General features: G+C 66.5%; 16 protein-coding genes. 13 read left to right on the top strand and 3 right to left on the bottom strand.

What is annotated here, in order from left to right:
* Positions 1 to 88 precede the first annotated feature (88 nt).
* The 5 genes from OXS49_RS01150 to guaA all read left to right on the top strand — a co-directional run bounded on the left by OXS49_RS01150 (position 89) and on the right by guaA (position 5,929).
* Positions 89 to 994 (top strand): aldo/keto reductase, encoded by a 906-nt coding sequence (locus OXS49_RS01150; protein WP_267420992.1) that lies wholly within the window; start codon positions 89 to 91, stop codon positions 992 to 994.
* Positions 984 to 1,727 carry an NADPH-dependent F420 reductase gene (locus tag OXS49_RS01145; protein ID WP_244000102.1) on the top strand — a complete coding sequence of 248 codons (744 nt, stop codon included), beginning with the start codon at positions 984 to 986 and terminating at the stop codon, positions 1,725 to 1,727. The genes OXS49_RS01150 and OXS49_RS01145 overlap by 11 nt, the downstream gene beginning before the upstream one ends.
* A 42-nt stretch (positions 1,728 to 1,769) precedes the next feature.
* The gene (locus OXS49_RS01140) at positions 1,770 to 3,137 is read left to right on the top strand and encodes an MFS transporter (RefSeq protein ID WP_267420989.1); all 1,368 of its coding nucleotides are present in this window, start codon (positions 1,770 to 1,772) and stop codon (positions 3,135 to 3,137) included.
* 718 nt (positions 3,138 to 3,855) lie between these two features.
* Positions 3,856 to 4,275 carry a hypothetical protein gene (locus tag OXS49_RS01135; RefSeq protein ID WP_243926671.1) on the top strand — a complete coding sequence of 140 codons (420 nt, stop codon included), beginning with the start codon at positions 3,856 to 3,858 and terminating at the stop codon, positions 4,273 to 4,275.
* Positions 4,276 to 4,372: 97 nt separating this feature from the next.
* A complete protein-coding gene (gene guaA, locus OXS49_RS01130) occupies positions 4,373 to 5,929 on the top strand; it encodes a glutamine-hydrolyzing GMP synthase (RefSeq protein WP_267420988.1) in 1,557 nt (518 codons plus the stop codon).
* A 79-nt stretch (positions 5,930 to 6,008) separates the two neighbouring features.
* Here guaA and OXS49_RS01125 read toward each other — a convergent pair whose 3' ends face one another.
* From OXS49_RS01125 to tsaA, 3 genes are all read right to left on the bottom strand, one after another.
* Positions 6,009 to 6,983, bottom strand: coding sequence for a helix-turn-helix domain-containing protein (locus tag OXS49_RS01125; RefSeq protein ID WP_267420985.1), 975 nt, complete (start codon positions 6,981 to 6,983; stop codon positions 6,009 to 6,011).
* Between the two features lie 403 nt (positions 6,984 to 7,386).
* Complete coding sequence (locus OXS49_RS01120; protein WP_267420982.1) at positions 7,387 to 8,079, bottom strand: GDSL-type esterase/lipase family protein; 693 nt, start codon at positions 8,077 to 8,079, stop codon at positions 7,387 to 7,389.
* Positions 8,076 to 8,573 (bottom strand): tRNA (N6-threonylcarbamoyladenosine(37)-N6)-methyltransferase TrmO, encoded by a 498-nt coding sequence (tsaA, locus tag OXS49_RS01115; RefSeq protein WP_244000091.1) that lies wholly within the window; start codon positions 8,571 to 8,573, stop codon positions 8,076 to 8,078. The genes OXS49_RS01120 and tsaA overlap by 4 nt, the downstream gene beginning before the upstream one ends.
* A gap of 113 nt (positions 8,574 to 8,686) precedes the next feature.
* On the opposite strand from tsaA, the gene OXS49_RS01110 reads away from it, so the two are divergent.
* From OXS49_RS01110 to OXS49_RS01070, 8 genes are all read left to right on the top strand, one after another.
* Positions 8,687 to 10,180: an AMP nucleosidase gene (locus OXS49_RS01110; RefSeq protein ID WP_244000089.1), complete on the top strand. Its 1,494-nt coding sequence runs from the start codon at positions 8,687 to 8,689 to the stop codon at positions 10,178 to 10,180.
* 885 nt (positions 10,181 to 11,065) lie between these two features.
* On the top strand, positions 11,066 to 12,367 hold the full coding sequence (locus tag OXS49_RS01100) for an SLC13 family permease (RefSeq protein WP_267420979.1): 1,302 nt from the start codon (positions 11,066 to 11,068) through the stop codon (positions 12,365 to 12,367).
* Positions 12,368 to 12,496: 129 nt separating this feature from the next.
* Complete coding sequence (gene sdhC / locus OXS49_RS01095; protein ID WP_160533055.1) at positions 12,497 to 12,898, top strand: succinate dehydrogenase, cytochrome b556 subunit; 402 nt, start codon at positions 12,497 to 12,499, stop codon at positions 12,896 to 12,898.
* A 10-nt stretch (positions 12,899 to 12,908) separates the two neighbouring features.
* Complete coding sequence (sdhD, locus tag OXS49_RS01090) at positions 12,909 to 13,328, top strand: succinate dehydrogenase, hydrophobic membrane anchor protein (RefSeq protein WP_244000083.1); 420 nt, start codon at positions 12,909 to 12,911, stop codon at positions 13,326 to 13,328.
* 32 nt (positions 13,329 to 13,360) lie between these two features.
* Positions 13,361 to 15,178 (top strand): succinate dehydrogenase flavoprotein subunit, encoded by a 1,818-nt coding sequence (sdhA, locus tag OXS49_RS01085; protein ID WP_244000081.1) that lies wholly within the window; start codon positions 13,361 to 13,363, stop codon positions 15,176 to 15,178.
* 23 nt (positions 15,179 to 15,201) lie between these two features.
* Positions 15,202 to 15,471 (top strand): DUF433 domain-containing protein, encoded by a 270-nt coding sequence (locus OXS49_RS01080; RefSeq protein WP_267420975.1) that lies wholly within the window; start codon positions 15,202 to 15,204, stop codon positions 15,469 to 15,471.
* A complete protein-coding gene (locus OXS49_RS01075; protein WP_267420973.1) occupies positions 15,468 to 15,842 on the top strand; it encodes a DUF5615 family PIN-like protein in 375 nt (124 codons plus the stop codon). The genes OXS49_RS01080 and OXS49_RS01075 overlap by 4 nt, the downstream gene beginning before the upstream one ends.
* A 5-nt stretch (positions 15,843 to 15,847) precedes the next feature.
* Positions 15,848 to 16,672, top strand: a complete 825-nt coding sequence (locus tag OXS49_RS01070; protein WP_244000075.1) for a succinate dehydrogenase iron-sulfur subunit — start codon at positions 15,848 to 15,850, stop codon at positions 16,670 to 16,672.
* Positions 16,673 to 16,682 lie beyond the last annotated feature (10 nt).

Raw genomic sequence — 16,682 nt, 5'->3', positions numbered from 1 at the left:
CGATCGCGCAAGCGTGAGAATAAGGAATACAAAATCGGACGCAGCGCCCTATCTCGGATCAGCGTCCAGAACTCTCCGGAACTCGGCCATGCCCGTTTCCCGCCGCGCCGTCATCGCCGCCGCGGCCCTTGCGCCGCTCGCCCGCCGCGCGGCCTTCGCGGCTGAGCCACTGATCCGCCGGCCCATCCCGTCGAGCGGCGAGATACTGCCGGCGATCGGGATCGGCACCTCCCGCCGGTATGAGGTGGAGCCGACCCCCGACAGGATCGCTCCCCTGAAAGAGGCGGTGCAGACTTTCGTGTCCCTTGGCGGGACGGTGATCGACACCGCGCCGAGCTACGGCACGGCCGAGGAGGTGCTCGGCGCGATCTTGGCGGAGACCGGCCTGCGCCAGAAGATCTTCCTCGCCAGCAAGGTCGACACGACCGGCCGAGACGAGACCCTCAAGGAGTTCGAGCGATCGCTGAAGCGGCTGAAGGTCGAGACGCTGGACCTCGTCGCGGTCCATAATCTGATCGACGTAACCGAGAATCTTGGCGTGCTGCGCGACCTGAAGGCCGCCAAGCGGATCCGCTACGTCGGCGTCACGGTCTGGCGCGACAACCAGCTCGACGCCCTCGAAGCCGTGATGAAACGCGAGTCCCTCGATTTTATCCAGGTGAATTACGCCATCGACAACCGCGCCGCCGCCGAGCGGGTGATCCCGTTGGCTGCCGAGCGGGGCATGGCGGTGATGACCAACGTGCCCTTCGGCCGCGACCGCCTGTTCAAGGCGGTCCAGGGCAAGGAGCTGCCGCCCGTCGCGAAGGATCTCGGCTGCACGAGCTGGCCGCAGGTCTTCCTCAAATACGTGCTCGGCAACCCGGCCGTGACCTGTCCGATCCCCGGCATGGCGAAGGCCGCCTATGTCGAGGACAACCTCGCCGCCGCCCGCGGGAAACTCCCCGATGCGGCCCAGCGCAAGCAGATGGAGGCTTTCATCGATGCGGTCTGATCGTTTCACGCGCCGGACGGCGCTCGCCCTCGCGGCCGGACTATCCTTATCGGCTGCGGTTCCGGCCCTCGCGCAGGACGGGACCAAGAAAATCCGGATCGGCGTGATCGGGGCCGGCAATATCGGCGGCACGATCGGGAGCCTCTGGGTCAAGGATGGCCATGAGGTGATGTTCGCCTCACGCCATCCGGAAACGCTCGCCCCCCTGGTGTCGGAGCTGGGTCCGAAGGCGAAGGCCGGCACCCCGGAGGAGGCAATCAAGTTCGGCGACGCCGTGTTCATCGCCGTTCCGTACAAGGCCTATCCGGATCTCGCGAAGGAGATCGGTCCGGCGCTCAACGGCAAGTTCGTGCTCGACGCCGGCAATGCCACGCAGAAGCGGGACGGGGCGCTGTACGACGAAGTCCAGGCCGGCGGCATCGGGGCGACCTCGGCCAAGTATTTTCCCGGCGCGAAGCTGGTGCGCGCGTTCAACGCGGCCAACTATAAGGTCTTCGCCAAGGAGGGCGCCGATGGCGGCAAGGGCCGCGCCGGCGGCCGCATGGCGATCCCGATCGCAGGGGACGATCCGGACGCCCTGAAGGTCGCTGCGAGTCTAGTTCGCGATGCCGGCTTCGATCCGGTCGTGGTCGGTCCGCTCAAGGATGCCGACAAGTTCGCAATGGGGTCGCCCGGCTTCGGCCACGACGTCACCGCACCGGAACTGCGTGAGAAGCTCGGGCTCACTCAGTGAACCGATGCGGGTACAAAGCCATCGTCCAGGCGGGGCGCGCTCATGCCTGATCCGGATCTACACCGCGGTCCGCTCGCGCGCCTGATCGACGTGAAGCCCGGCGAAGGCCGGGCGCTCGGCTGGGCCTGGGCCTATATCTTCTCGATCCTGGCCGCCTACTACGTGCTGCGCCCGATCCGCGACCAGATGGGCGTGGCGGGCGGCATCGAGAACCTGCCCTGGCTGTTCACCGCGACCCTGGTGGGCATGCTCTGCTTGAACCTGCCCTTTGCCTATCTGGTGAAGCAGATGCCGCGGGCGCGGTTCGTGCCGATCACCTACCGGTTCTTCGCAGCCAACATCCTGGCCTTCGCGCTGGTCCTGTACCTCGCCCCGCCGGAATGGAATATCTGGATCGGCCGCGTTTTCTTCGTCTGGCTGTCGATCTTCAATCTCTTCGTCGTCTCGATCTTCTGGGCAACCATCGTCGACGTGTTCTCGAACGAGCAGGGTCGGCGCCTGTTCGGCTTCATCGCGGCGGGGGCGACGCTCGGCGCCATCGCGGGTTCGGCCACCACGGCGGTCCTCGCCAAGAATGTCCCGACCTGGGGCCTGATGCTCTGCGCCGTGGCGCTCCTCGAAGTCGCCGTGTTCTGCATGCGCGGCTTGGCCGCTCTATCGAGCCAACTCCACGAGGTGCCAGGCAGCAGCACGACCCAGAAGGGCGATCAGGATCGGACGATCGGCGGCAGCGTGCTGGCGGGTGTGACCCGAACCTTCGCGTCCCCCTATCTCCTCAACATCTCGCTGTTTCTGCTGCTGTTCTCGGTGACCTCGACCTTCCTGTATTTCGAGCAGGCCGGCATCGCGAAGCGCAGCTTCCCGGATCGCGGCGCGCAGACGGCCTTCTTCGCGAGCGTCGATCTCGCGGTGAACGTCCTGACGCTCGGCGTGCAGCTGTTTCTCACCGGCCGGATCGTGAACCGGCTCGGCGTGGCCCTGACGCTTGCCATCCTGCCGGCCTTCAGCATCCTCGGCTTCGCGGCGCTCGCGATCTGGCCGACGATCGGCGTCATCGTCGCGTTTCAGGTGCTTCGGCGGGCGGGAAACTACGCCATCGCCCGGCCGATCCGGGAGGTGCTGTTCACGGTCGTTCCGCGGGAGGACCGCTACAAGGCGAAGAGCTTCATCGACACGGTGGTCTATCGCCTGGGCGACCAGATCGGGGCGTGGTCCTTCACGGGGATTCAGGGGCTGGGCTTGGGCAGCACCGGCATCGCCGGGGCGGCGATCCCGCTCTCCGCTGCGTGGCTCCTGAACAGCCTCTGGCTCGGCCACGCGCAGGATCGGCGCCGGACCGCCCGTGAGACGGAGAGCGGCGAGACGGTCGAATCTTCGGCGCCGTTAGCGCGCGCGGCTCCGTCAGCCTGAGCAGGTTCGAAACAACGGCCGCCGGTTTTGCGATCAAAACCGGCGAGCAGCCAAGGGTCATGACGGGGATCCGCAACCTACCGGTGCTGCATACAGTCCCAGACCAGATAGGCCGGGACGGGGATCATCATGGCGACGAAGATCCAATCGAACATCTGAGGCATGGGGCAGTCCTTCGTTCGGTCCGCCCCTGGTTCTACCGACGCCGGCGGCCGAAGTTCCGGCCGCGACATACCCGTTGCGGCCGCGCCTGAGCCGCGGCTTCGTTAAGCACTGGTTTACCTTACGGGGCGACGTTTCGCGCTGGGTTCGGCCGAGAGGGACGCATGGCCAGTCTTGCTGCGCCGGCATCGACACGGTCGTACAGGCTGGGTCGCCTCATCCTGGCCGTGCTCGGACTGCTCATGCTGGTTCCGGCCCCCACGATGGCGCAGGAGCCGCTCTTCCTCCGCATCCGTCCCATCGCGGACGCCGAGGCCGCACGCGCAGCCCGGGAAGCTTTGTGGCTACGCCGGCAGGCTCATGCCCGAGCGGTGATCGGATCTGTCTGCACCGGATGCCTCACCGCTTGGAAGCCCACGGGCGAGCCGGTCCCCATCGCGCCGGCCGCGCCACCCGTGGGGGCAGTGGCGAACCTCACGGTCCGAATAGGGGTTGAAACCGACCCCGGCCCCGTTGCATCCGACGACCCCGATCCACCGATCCCCGAGAGGCAACCATGACACAATCGCACCCGACGAGCGGCGCCGAGCCCGAAGTCGATTGTCCCGTGAGCCTCGAAGTCCTGGGCTCCGTGTACCGTGCCGACGATTTCGACCTGCCGCTGATCCTCGAGCAGATCGAGCCCCTCAAGCGCGCTCAGCTCGCCACCTACCTTTACGGCAAGAGCCACATGCACAAGCTCGGCTTGAAGGTCGCCCGCTCCTGCGACCGGGACGACCTGATTCGCGTTGCCGGCGAGATCGGCTCGGTCATTCACGGCCAGGCGCATCTGAAGCCGTCCAAGCCGGCACCGGTCGCTGCACCCGAGCTGCGCGCCAAGACCATGCCGGGCCAGAAGAAGGTCAGCCTCGCGGGCGCGCCGGCGAAGCCTGCCATCAGCCTGGGCGGCTCGGCCAAGGTCCGCAACTTCGACTGAAGGCGCGACTATCCTGGCGCGCGCCTTGCGCCGCGATCCCCAGCTCGCATGGGGGGTGCGCGTTGCGCGCGCCCCGGGCTTCGGATAATCGCCCGCGATGAACACCGACCACGACAAGATCCTGATCGTCGATTTCGGCTCCCAGGTGACGCAGCTCATCGCCCGCCGGGTGCGGGAGGAGGGTGTGTACTGCGAGATCGTGCCCTTCACGAAGGCCGAAGCGGCGTTCCGCGAGCAGAAGCCGAAGGGCGTGATCCTCTCCGGCGGCCCCGAATCAGTGACCGTCGAGGCCTCGCCCCGCGCACCGCAGTCGGTGTTCGATTCGGGCGTCCCAGTCTTCGGCATCTGCTACGGTCAGCAGACGATGGCGGCCCAGCTCGGCGGTGCGGTCGAAGGTGGGCATCACGCCGAGTTCGGGCGGGCCGAGGTCGAGATCCTGGCTGATTGCCCCCTGTTCGAGGGCGTTTGGCATAAGGGCGAGACCTATCCGGTCTGGATGAGTCACGGCGACCGGGTCACCAAGCTGCCGGACGGCTTCACCACGGTGGCGATCTCGAAGAACGCCCCGTTTGCAGCGGTGGCTGACGCGGCGCGCAACTATTACGCGGTCCAGTTCCACCCGGAGGTGGCCCACACGCCCCACGGCGCTCTGCTCATCCGCAACTTCGTGCGGGACATTGCGGGCTGCTCGGGCGACTGGACCATGGGTGCCTACCGCGAGGAGGCGATCGCCAAGATCCGCGAACAGGTCGGCACCGAGAAGGTGATCTGCGGCCTTTCGGGCGGCGTCGATTCCGCCGTCGCGGCGGTGCTGATTCACGAGGCGATCGGCGATCAGCTGACCTGCGTGTTCGTCGATCACGGTTTGCTGCGCCTGGGCGAGGCCGAGCAGGTCGTGGCTTTGTTCCGCGACCACTACAACATCCCGCTGGTCCACGTTGAGGCGTCGGGGATGTTCCTCTCCGCGCTCGAAGGTGTTTCCGATCCGGAGGTGAAGCGGAAGACCATTGGCCGCCTGTTCATCGACGTGTTCGAGGCCGAATCGAAGAAGATTGGCGGTGCGAAGTTCCTGGCGCAGGGCACGCTCTACCCGGACGTGATCGAGAGCGTGTCGTTCACCGGCGGCCCGTCGGTGACGATCAAGAGCCACCACAATGTCGGCGGCCTGCCCGAGCGCATGGACATGAGGCTCGTGGAGCCGCTGCGCGAGCTGTTCAAGGACGAGGTCCGGGTGCTCGGCAAGGAACTCGGCCTGCCCGAGGCCTTCGTCGGCCGCCATCCATTCCCCGGCCCGGGTCTGGCGATCCGCTGCCCCGGCACGATCACTGGTGAGAAGCTGGAGGCCCTGCGCAAGGCCGACGCGATCTACCTCGACGAAATCCGGCAGGCCGGGCTCTACGACACGATCTGGCAGGCCTTCGCGGTGATCCTGCCGGTGAAGACCGTGGGTGTGATGGGCGATGGGCGCACTTACGATCATGTCTGCGCGCTGCGCGCCGTCACGTCGGTGGACGGCATGACGGCCGACTTCTACCCCTTCGACATGGCCTTCCTCGGCCGGGTCGCGACCCGTATCATCAACGAGGTGAAGGGCATCAATCGGGTGACCTACGACATCACCTCGAAGCCGCCCGGGACGATCGAGTGGGAATGAGCCGTCGCGTGGTTCCTTCGGTCGTTGTTGTGATGCACTCCCTTGCGCCGAACCGGTGTCCCTGTCGTGGGAGAACGCGCTAGCCGGTTGCGGAGCGTAGCGTGCGCTGGAACGTGTCCATCCGGAATTCCCGCGGGCTCGCGCCGTAGCGGTCCTTGAAGCGTCGGGAGAAATGCGCCTGGCTGGTAAAGCCGCAGGCGTAGGCGAGGAGCCCGATCGGCATCTGGGCCGCGTGCGGCTCCCGAAGACGCTGCGCCGCGACCGTGAGGCGGCGCTCCCAGATGTAATCCGAGATGTTCTGCCCGCGTTCGTGGAAAAGTTCCTGCAGGCGGCGCAGGGAGACGCCCACGGCTGCCGCGAGGTCGGACGGACTCAAGGCGGGGTCGTGGAGCGTGTCCTCGATCTGCGCCTTCGCCCGCTGGACGACGACGGTGCCGTGAAGGGCGCGTGGGACGTCCTGCGTCAAGCGCTCGGCGATGCTGGCGATGAGCATGTCGACGCCGATCGAGCCCATCCTCTCAGCCTGCCGGGCCTCCATCCTTCGATGCACCTCCAACAATTGATGGAAGTATCGCACGGCCAGCTGCGTCGTGGCCTGCTCGGCGGGGATGCGCGTCCGGGAATAGAGCTTGGCCGGCCCGATGACGCGCTCCAGCCGCTCCTGCGGGATCTCGATGAAGAGGCCCTGCCCACCCTCTGGCGTCAAAATCGAAGATGGCTGGCGATCGAGCACGACCAGATCGCCCCGCGCCGTCGTGGCCTCGCGATCGGCCTGACTGAAGGTCATGGCCCCGGATATCTGCAGCGCGACGGTGATGGTGCTGCCGATCTCCGACCGGCGGATCGCAGCGCTGGTCAGCTCCGTGCGGATGCCGGACGTCGTAATCCGGTTGACGGTCAGTGCGCCGACCTGGGCCGCCTCGATGCGACCGGAGAACGGTCCGGGACCGACCTCGGAGATCTCGAGCGGCATGACGCGCTCGATGATGGTCTCACGCCAACGCCGGAAGCGCTCTTTTTCCGCAACCGGATCGGTCGAATATAGCACCCGCATCGCCCACCCGACTTCTATTGGCGTACTATCCACCGCTTTATAAAATCAATTAAAACTATCTATCGTGTTTAAAATCACCCCATACGTGTTCCTATATCGATATTCATATAAGAATTAGATTGATCTCCCGTAGACGCAGGACGAAACACGCTGATGCGCTGATAGCATCGATACAAGCGAATGCAATACGGCATCTCTAAAAAGCTTGAAGCCTGGCGAGCTTCACTGGATCAGGGGCCGGCGATCCTGTCCACACCGAATCTGTTGGATATGCGCGGCATACCGGCGGTTGCGCCGTTCAAGGATGCCGGACCATGGCTGCGGAGCCGATCGTCGACCGACCTGCAACATTTCGCCTCGGGCTCATGCGCGGATACCGCGCGATGGACAAAACCGCGTCACCTCAGGGGCGGCAGAGGACAGGCTCGAGCGCTTGCAGGGCCGGCCGAAACGCCGCCAGATGAAGCCCGTCACGCAGGGAACCGGGTTTCGCGTAGCCGCTGTCACCGTCGCGCAGGGCTGCGAACGGGTCTGCGTAGACGCAGCCGAGACGTCCGCACAGAGTTTGGAGCCGCTGTGAATACACCGCCACGGCGGCGGCATCGACGAGCTTGCCGATCTCGCGACCGACCGGGGGGAGGGCGGTCACGACGACGCGCGGGCTCACGGCCTTGAGCCGCGTGATGATCGCCTCCGCGGCGGCCTCGAAGTGCTGGCCCTGCTGCGGCGATTGGGGATTGTTCTTCGTCAGGATGTCGTTGGTGCCGATCGTGAGGGCGGCGACGCTTGGCAGAACCGTGAAGGTCGTGCGCGCGAGGTATTCCGCGTAGCTGGCCGCAGTGGCGCCGCTGATCCCGCCGTTGACGAAGTCATGGCCGCACGGCCGTTGGCCGCCGGGTTGCAGTTCCACCTGGGAATCACCGGCATAGAACATGTAATCGGGCGGCGCCTCGTCGAGGCTGACCTGGACGGCGATCCGGCGCATCTCCGCGTAGGCCCGGGCATCGGCAGCGGGTCGGTGGAAGCGCCAGCCGGCGAGACCTCCGAGCCCCATGAGTCCGAGTCCACCGACGATGAACAGCGCGACGCGCCTCACGGCTCGGCTCCGGCACGATCGACGGCGGCGTCGGGGCGGGAATCCGTAGTGGCGTAATAGGGTTTGATGTCGACGAGCGGCGTGCCGTCGAGGCAATCCAGGCCACGCACGCGAAGAGTGTCGCCGTGTCGGCCTAGCAACGCCACGACCGACAGGGCGATCGGGTTGGGGCGCGCGGGCGAGCGCAGCGCGAAGGTACCGCGCGGGCCATTAGCATGACGCGGGTGCTGGATCAGCAGGCCACGGGTCGCCCGATCCATCCAGTAGAGGAGGATCAGGTGCGTGCAGCCCGTGATGTTGCGCAGGCCGGGCGCATAAGCGGCATCGACCTCGACGGTGCAGACGGCATCGGTCTGAAGCCCATTCTTCGGGCACTCGGAGCGCGTCCGCCAGGGCGTGCGAAGCCGGCCGATGAAATGGAGGCCCGCATCGAAGGTCGCGGGCAGGTTCGCCATCTCCTCCCCGGGACGGATCCCGAACTCGTCCGCGCTCATGCGACCTCGCTCTGTCTCCGGGGCTTCTCGGCCAAGCCCCCGCCGCCCGCAAGCCCGGGATCTCGCGCGCCCGCGTCCGGCGGTGTAGAGCCGGCCCCCGGATCGGAGGCGACATGATCGAGCGAGAATTGCGGCCGATGCAGGCCGTGGCGGATGCCGGGACTGCGATCGATCGCTTGATCGAGCTCTACGACGGGGCCGTCGGCGCATTGCGACAGGCCCTGGAGCGCTACCTCGCCGGGGGGCCGCCCCCGGACGCCACCGAGCGCCTTGCCTTCCGCTACCCCGAATTGCGGATCAGCTACCGTCCGGACGGTCCGCTGCCGCGGGTGCGGCGCGCTACCGCGAAGCTCCAAGCCGCCGGCACCTACGCGACCACGGTCACGCATCCCGCCTTCTTCCGCCACTACCTGACCCGCCAGCTGGAGCCGCTGATCGCCGATTATGGGATCACCCTCGAAGTCGGTCTGAGCGCGCAGGAAATTCCCTATCCCTACGTACTCGAGGCAGGACTCGACGCGCGCGGACGCGCCGTCGACGGCGCGGACCTCGCCACCTATTTCCCGGTGCCGCTGCTGTCGCTGGTGGGCGACGAGATTGCCGATGGCATCTTCGACCGCGCCGAGGGTGAGCCGCTACCGCTCGCCTTGTTCGATGCTGTCCGGGTCGACTACTCGCTGCGACGGCTCGTCCACTATACGGGCTGCGACTGGCGCGAGGTCCAGCCCTGGATCCTGCTGACCAACTATCACCGTTACGTCGATCAGTTCGTCCGCCACGGGCTGGATCGGCTGGCCTCGGGTACGGAAGGGTTCGAACGTCTGGTCCTGCCGGGCGGGATCTCGGTCTCGCGCGCCGAGGCCGCGCAAGCCGACCCGGCGGCGGTGATCGCCGCCTCGCCCTGGCACCGCCACCAGATGCCAGCCTATCACCTCGTTGCCCGGGGCGAAGACGGGACGCATCAGGGCACGACCTTGGTGAATATCGGTGTCGGTCCCTCGAACGCGAAGACGATCACCGATCACCTCGCGGTGCTGCGCCCGGATTGCTGGCTGATGGTCGGCCATTGCGGCGGCCTGCGGCAATCGCAGACCATCGGCGATTACGTGCTGGCGCACGCCTATCTCCGTCGCGACCGGATCCTCGACGAGCTTGTGCCCCCGGACGTACCGGTCCCGGCGCTCGCCGAGGTGCAGGTCGCGCTCCAGAACGCCGCGGCCGCCGTGACGGGCGAGCAGGCCGAAGCCCTCAAGCGTCGCCTGCGCACCGGCACGGTCGTCACCTACGACGACCGCAATTGGGAGTTGCGGTTCAGCCAGGAGCGGCGGCGGATCAACCAGTCGCGAGCCGTGGCGGTCGACATGGAAAGCGGCACCGTTGCCGCCCAGGGCTTCCGCCTGCGCGTGCCTTACGGAGCGTTGCTCTGCGTGTCGGACAAGCCCCTGCACGGCGAGATCAAGCTGCCGGGCGCCGCTAACGCGTTCTACGATCGGGCGGTCTCCGAGCATCTCAAGGTCGGGCTCGCCGCGCTCGACGCCCTACGCGCCGACCGGCACGGGCTGCACTCGCGCAAGCTGCGGAGCTTCGACGAACCGCCCTTCCGGTAAACGACCGGTCCGATTCGCTTAGCCAAGCTCTCAAGCGACCATGCTGTCGGCCCGGTGCAGCGACGGAACGACACGCACGCGTCGAATGATGCTCGGATACACGCGGGTTCAGCACTGTTGGACAAGCAACGATCACACGATACGTTGGGTTGTTCGATGAAGTATCCTGCATTGGTATCGACTGCATTGCTTGCGGCCGTGGCTTTCAACCCGCTCGGCGCGGATGCGCGCGGCTCTGGCAGCGGCGGGTTGCACGGGGGCGCAGGCTTCGGCGGTGCCCGCGCGGGCGGACTCGGCGGCTTCCACCCGCTGGCTTGGGCGGCGCAGGGTTGGGCGGAACCGGCGTGACCGGCACCGGCGGCCTTCGGACCGCGGGATTCGGTAATTCCGGCCGCGTCGGCGGGGTCGGGACCCGTGGAATCATCGGAAATCGGGGTGTTATCCGAAGCTCCGGGCCGGCTGGGCGGGGCTTCGGCGCCGTCACGCTGGCCGCGGCTACGGGCACGGTCTCGGGTATGGCCTCGCGGGTGTGGGGCTCGGCCTCGGCGTCGGATACGGACTCGGTGGCTTCGGCGATGACAGCTTCAACACCGAGCATGGCTATGGCGCCTACGATTCGGCTTCTTGCGGCACGTACGGCTCCGGCTACTGACCCCTCGGAATCACGCATCCGGACTCGAATTCGGGAGGCCCGGCCGGTGTACAGCCGGTCCTCCGCGTGTCGAGATCCCTCAGCGCGTTTCGGATTGCCTTTTGCACCCCGTCGGTCCCAGCGTACGGGCCTTCGCCGTTGAAGAAGGCTCGGTCCATCACTGCCGAATTGCGAACCTTTCCAAACCGGCCAGGATGTTCGCATTGTCGGGGGTGTGAAGAGGGGAGGATCGCGTGAGCGGGGTTGCAGCTGTGCCGGCGACCGCCGCTCTGCTCGTGCTGTGCATGAGCCTGTGGGCGACTGCGCTGTTGCCAGAGGTTGTGACGGCGCTTGCCTTCTTCGGACTGGCGATGCTCTTCCGCCTGGGAAGCGCCACCACGGTCTTTTCCGGCTTCTCGGCTTCGGCCTTTTGGCTCGTCCTGTCCGGCATGGTGGTTGGACAGGCCATGACTCGTACGGGGTTGGGCAGCCGTGTGGCCCGCGCGCTGGCGCTTCGCCTCTCCGGCTCCTACCCGCAGCTGATCGCTGGCTTGGTCGGTCTCAGCTTCCTGATCGCCTTCGTCATGCCGTCGAATCTCGGGCGGATCGCCCTGATGATTCCGGTGACGCTGGCGCTCTGCGACGCATTCGGGCTCGTCCAGGGCCGCCCGGGGCGGACCGGGGCGGTTCTGGCCGTGGGCGTGGCTACGCCGATCCTCTCGGCGGCGATCCTGCCCGCCAATGTGCCGAACCTCGTGATGGCCGGCTCGGCCGAACATCTGCTCGGTTTCCACTTCTCCTACCTGTCGTATTTCCTGCTGCATGCGCCCGTCCTGGCTGGGGTCAAGGGCGTCATCCTGGTGCTGTTGGTCGTGCGGCTGTTCCCGGATCGGCTGGCGCACGGTGCTCCGGCCTTGCCGGCACTGCCGCCGATCTCCGCCGGCGAGCGGCGCCTCGCCGCGATCCTGGCCTGCACGCTCGCGCTTTGGATGACCGACAGCCTTCATGGGCTCGCCCCGGCCTGGGTCGGCCTCGCCGCCGCCGTCGTCTGCCTGCTGCCACGGATCGGCGTGCTTCCATCCGAGAGCTTCCAGCAGATCAATCTGCGGATCTGCTTCTACATCGCGGCCCTGCTGGGGCTCGTTGCCCTCGTCAACGAAACCGGGCTCGGCGAACGCCTCGGGCACCTCGTGTTGTCGGTGGCGCCGCTCGAGCCTGGCGCCCCGGTGCAGAACTTCACCGTGCTGACGGTTCTCGGGACGGGGCTGACGCTGCTTCTCACCGCCAACGGCGCACCGGCGCTTTACACGGCTCTGGCGGGCGAGATGACGGCGGCCAGCGGAATGTCACCCTACGCGGTCGTCTCGCTGCAGGTCATCGGCTACTCGACGGTCTTCTTCCCGTACCAAGCGCCTCCGATCGTGTTCGCCAGCGAACTCGGCGGCGTCCGCCTCAGGGATGCGACGCGACTCACCCTGAGCTTCGGATTGGTCAGCCTCATCGTGGCGGCCCCCCTCGATTATGCTTGGTGGCGGCTGCTCGGCCTCCTGAAGTGACAGAATTCGATTTGTGTTGCCCGCGTGGGCACATTGCGTCGCACCATGACGGATTGCGGCTTGCCCGCGCAGGCACTAGCGCTACCAGATTAGAGACGGTCCAGTTCGCAGCTGCGAGGCTTCATCCCGATGGCACCCACCGCACGCCCGACAGTGGCTCAGCCGCTTTCGCCGCATCTCCAGATCTATCGCTGGACCTGGACCATGGCGATGTCGGTGTTTCACCGCATCACCGGCACGGCGCTTTACGGAGGGACTGCACTCGTCGCGATCTGGCTGCTGGCGCTGGCTTCCGGGCCGGTGGCCTATTCTTACGTCGCCGGATTTTTCGGCTCCGTGATCGGGCGCCTGATCCTGTTCGTCTACACGTGGATCCTGATGCACCACATGCTCGGCGGCCTGCGCCATTTCGCCTGGGACTTTGGGATCGGCTTCGATCGGGAGAAGCGGCTGGCGATGTCCCGTCTGACCCTGATCGGGTCGGTGGCGCTCACGCTCGTCATCTGGGCGGTCGCCCTTCTGGTCCGCTGAGGAGGTCGTCATGGCCAAGGAAAAGATCCGCCAGGACACGAGCGTCTCGATCCGCACCCCGCGGGCCCGCGTCCGGGGCCTGGGCGTCGCCCATCACGGCGTCAGCCATTGGTGGTTGCAGCGCGTCACCGCGCTGACCAACACGGTGCTGATGCTGGCGTTCGTGGTCATCATCGCGAACATGGCCGGCCGCGATTACGCGGGTGCAGTCCATATCGTCGCAAACCCCTTCGTCGCGATCATCCTCATCCTGGCACTTCTGTCGGTGACGCTCCACATGCGCATCGGCATGCAGGTGATCATTGAGGATTACGTCCACGCGCAGGCGACCAAGATCGCCGCGGTGCTTGCCAACAACGTCTACGCGGTCCTCGTGGCCGTCGCCTGCCTCTACGCGGTCCTGCGCATCGGCTTCGGACAGCCGGCCTGAACCCCGCCATCACGACATTCGAGGAGCCGAACATGGCCGCCAACGGCACCAACGGCAGCGGGCCTGCCTACACCATCCACGATCACGCCTTCGACGTGGTGATCGTCGGCGCAGGCGGCGCGGGCCTGCGGGCCACGGTCGGCTGCTCGGAGGCCGGCCTGCGCACCGCCTGCATCACCAAGGTGTTCCCGACCCGCTCGCACACCGTGGCCGCGCAGGGTGGCATCTCGGCCTCGCTCGGCAACATGGGCCCGGATGACTGGCGCTGGCACATGTACGACACCGTGAAGGGGTCGGACTGGCTCGGCGATCAGGATGCGATTGAGTACCTCGTGCGCAATGCGCCGGCCGCCGTCTACGAGCTGGAGCACTGGGGCGTGCCGTTCTCCCGCACGGAGGAAGGCAAGATCTACCAGCGCCCGTTCGGCGGCATGACCACCGATTACGGCAAGGGCACCGCCCAGCGCACCTGTGCGGCGGCCGACCGCACCGGCCACGCCATGCTGCACACCCTCTACGGGCAGGCGGTGAAGAACCAGACCGACTTCTTCATCGAGTACTTCGCCCTCGACCTGATCATGGACGAGGAGGGTCGCTGCCGCGGCGTCATCGCCCTCGATCAAGCCACGGGAGAGATCCACCGCTTCCGTGCCCAGACCACCATCCTGGCGACCGGCGGCTACGGCCGCGCGTATTTCTCAGCGACCTCGGCTCACACCTGCACGGGCGACGGCAACGCCATGGTGCTGCGCGCCGGCCTGCCGCTGCAGGACATGGAGTTCGTGCAGTTCCACCCGACCGGCATCTACGGCGCGGGCTGCCTGATCACCGAGGGTTCGCGCGGCGAGGGCGGTTACCTGACCAATTCCGAGGGCGAGCGCTTCATGGAGCGCTACGCGCCGTCGGCCAAGGATCTCGCCTCGCGCGACGTGGTCTCGCGCTCCATGACCATGGAGATCCGCGACGGCCGCGGCGTCGGCAAGAACAAGGATCACATCTACCTGCACCTCGATCACCTGGATCCGAAGATCCTGCACGAGCGCCTGCCGGGCATCTCGGAATCGGCGAAGATCTTCGCAGGCGTCGACGTGACCAAGGAGCCGATCCCGGTCCTCCCGACCGTCCACTACAACATGGGCGGCATCCCCACGAACTACCACGGCGAGGTGCTGACGCTGCGCGATGGCAACCCCGACACGGTGGTGCCCGGCCTGATGGCGATCGGCGAGGCGGCCTGCGTGTCCGTTCACGGCGCCAACCGCCTCGGCTCGAACTCGCTGATCGACCTCGTGGTGTTCGGCCGCGCCGCCGGGAAGCGCTGCGCCGAGATCGTCGAGCCGAACGGTCGGGCGATGGAGTTGCCCAAGGGCGCCACCGATAAGGCGCTCGATCGCCTCGACCGCTTCCGCCACGCCAACGGCGCGACGCCGACCGCGGAGCTGCGCGCCGAGATGCAGAAGACCATGCAGAACAACTGCGCGGTGTTCCGCACCGGCGAGGTTCTGGAAGAGGGCAAGGGCCTGATCCACAAGGTCTGGAACGCCGCCGCCGACGTGAAGATCACCGACCGGTCGCTGATCTGGAACACCGACCTCCTGGAGACCCTGGAGTTCGACAACCTGATCGGCCAGGCGGTGGTGACGATGGAATCGGCGGCCAACCGCAAGGAATCCCGCGGCGCCCATGCCCGTGAGGACTTCCCGGACCGTGACGACAAGGACTGGATGAAGCACACCCTGTCCTGGCTCGACGAAAGCCGGCATCAGGTGAACATCGATTATCGCCCGGTCCACACCTACACGATGTCGAACGAGATTCAGTACATCGAGCCGAAGGCGCGGGTGTACTGACGCCCGAACGAGGAGCCATCGTCATGAGCGACATAGCGCGGCGCATCAACGGCTTCTCCCGCATCACCGTCGATCCACGGGTGATGGGTGGGAAAGCCTTCATCCATGGGATGCGCGTCACCGCTTCCATCATCCTCGGCAACCTCGGTGCCGGCGTCACAGTGGAACGGCTCCTCGAGATGTACCCGTATATCGAGCGCGAGGACGTGCTCGAGGCAATCCGTTCCGCAGCTTGGCTCGCCTCGGAACGCGCGATCACGACCTCGGCGGTGACCGCGGAGGCGGCGGCGTGAGATTCGTCGTCGACATGAACCTGTCGCCAGAATGGGTACACCCCCTGGCCGAGCAGGGTCACGTCACCATACATTGGCGGGATGTCGGAGCCGTCGACGCCCTCGACGACGACATCCTCATCTGGGCGGCCGAGGATGATCGGATCGTCCTCACGCCCGATCTGGACTTCGGCGTCGCGGCCCGCGGGCTGAAGGCGCCAAGTGTGGTCCAGCTCCGGCTCGACAACCTCGACCCATTGGTGGTCGGCACTTCGGTTGTCCAATCCATCGCCGCGGCCGGTGAAGCCGTGGTCGGCGGCGCCATCCTCACGATCGAACCTGGTCAAACCCGCCTCCGGCCCGGTTTGGGCACGATCGCCATCGACGGATAAGACTCATGGCTCAGTTCAACCTTCCAAAAAACTCCCAGATCACGCAGGGCAAGTCATGGCCGGCCCCTCCGGGCGCCAAGAGCCTGCAGACTTTCAAGATCTATCGCTGGAACCCGGATGACGGGGCCAATCCGCGCATCGACACCTATCAGGTCGATCGCGAGGATTGCGGCCCGATGGTCCTCGACGCTTTGCTGTGGATCAAGAACACGGTCGATTCCACTCTGGTCTTCCGCCGGTCCTGCCGCGAGGGCATCTGCGGCTCCTGCGCGATGAACATCGAGGGCCAGAACGCGCTCGCCTGCACGATGGGCATCGACGAGTGCAAGAGCCCCGACAACGCCCTGCCGGTCATGACCCGCAAGGACAAGGATGGGGCGATCCGCATCTATCCGCTGCCGCACATGCCGGTGCTGAAGGACCTCGTGCCGGACCTCACCAACTTCTACGCCCAGCACGCGGCGATCGAGCCGTGGCTGCAGACCGAGACGCCGGCCCCCGAGAAGGAGTGGCGCCAGACCCCCGAGGATCGTTCGCGGCTCGACGGCCTCTACGAGTGCATCCTGTGCGCGTGCTGCAGCACCTCCTGCCCAAGCTACTGGTGGAACGGCGACAAGTTCCTGGGCCCGGCGGCCCTGCTCCAGGCCTATCGCTGGCTCATCGACTCCCGTGACGAGAATACCGGCGATCGGCTCGACAACCTGCACGATCCGTTTCGGCTCTATCGCTGCCATACGATCATGAACTGCGCCAATACCTGCCCGAAGAACCTGAATCCCGCAAAGGCAATCGCCGAGATCAAGAAGATGATGGTCGAGCGCGCGCTCTGATTAGACGGCG

The organism is Methylobacterium sp. GC_Met_2, from assembly GCF_026540795.1.
GTDB lineage: Bacteria > Pseudomonadota > Alphaproteobacteria > Rhizobiales > Beijerinckiaceae > Methylobacterium.
The sequence above is the reverse complement of the archived record's forward strand: the minus strand, read 5'-3'. Positions and strand labels throughout refer to the sequence as shown.